At 48.8% G+C, this 862-nt stretch carries 1 protein-coding gene and 1 pseudogene; both read left to right on the forward strand.

The window, feature by feature from the left end:
• Positions 1–223 precede the first annotated feature (223 nt).
• On the forward strand, positions 224–646 hold the full coding sequence (locus HBA93_RS17845; protein WP_221724185.1) for a plasmid mobilization protein: 423 nt from the start codon (positions 224–226) through the stop codon (positions 644–646).
• Positions 636–862: pseudogene (locus tag HBA93_RS17850) on the forward strand (relaxase/mobilization nuclease domain-containing protein); the annotation flags it as partial. The gene HBA93_RS17845 and the pseudogene HBA93_RS17850, both read left to right, overlap by 11 nt.

Raw genomic sequence — 862 nt, forward strand, 5'->3', positions numbered from 1 at the left:
TTTTTTTTACCCCTTCTTATGATCTATAGACCTCATTTTTCCGAGCAAAGCGCGCAAATTAAAAAGCGCTGTAGCGAGCGAAGGAAAAATTACGGTCTAGATCATTAGAGTCTAATGATTTGTTGTCATATTTTATAAGCAAGTATACTCTCGTCCGTACACGGACTTCGCGACTTGTGAGGGGTGGCTCCGCCTCCCCTTCAAACCCCACCAAGGAATTGCCATGTCGAAATCATTTGGAAAAGAGTTGGTGCAATCTGCAAAAGAGGCTTTGGATTATGCAGAAGGGAGACCAAATGACTGTATTCCCCATAAGCATAAATTATCGCGAATTGAGATACGTCTCACCCAAGAAGAGAAGTCTGCTTGGGAAAATAAGGCTGCTGCATCTGGCATAAACCTTTCCAGTCTTATCCGGCATGCAGTTGAAGGCACTAATCCACCACGGCGAAAGCGCATTGAGGTAGATCCGGCCTTGGTTCGTCAGATCGCCCAGATCGGCAACAACCTCAATCAGCTTGCACGATGGGCGAACCGCGACAAAAGCAAGGTTGAGGCACTGGCCGTTATTGCTCGGTTGATCGACATTGACCGTGAGGTGGCCGCGCTCCGATTGCAAATTGAGGGTAAATCCCATGTTGATTAAGTTTTTCGCCCGTGGTCAGGGAAGCGGCAGTGGTCCCGTCGAGTATTGCACTCGTGCTGACATTGAAGGGCGCGAACATTGCCCGCCTGTGGTTTTGCGCGGTGACACTGATTTAACAACTGATCTCATAGACAGCATTGATCGGGATTGGCGTTACACGTCAGGCGTTATCTCGTTTGCGCGTGAAGATGCTCCGACCGAAGCGCAGCAAGAACA

It is taken from the genome of Ochrobactrum sp. SFR4 (genome assembly GCF_019730395.1).
GTDB lineage: Bacteria > Pseudomonadota > Alphaproteobacteria > Rhizobiales > Rhizobiaceae > Pseudochrobactrum.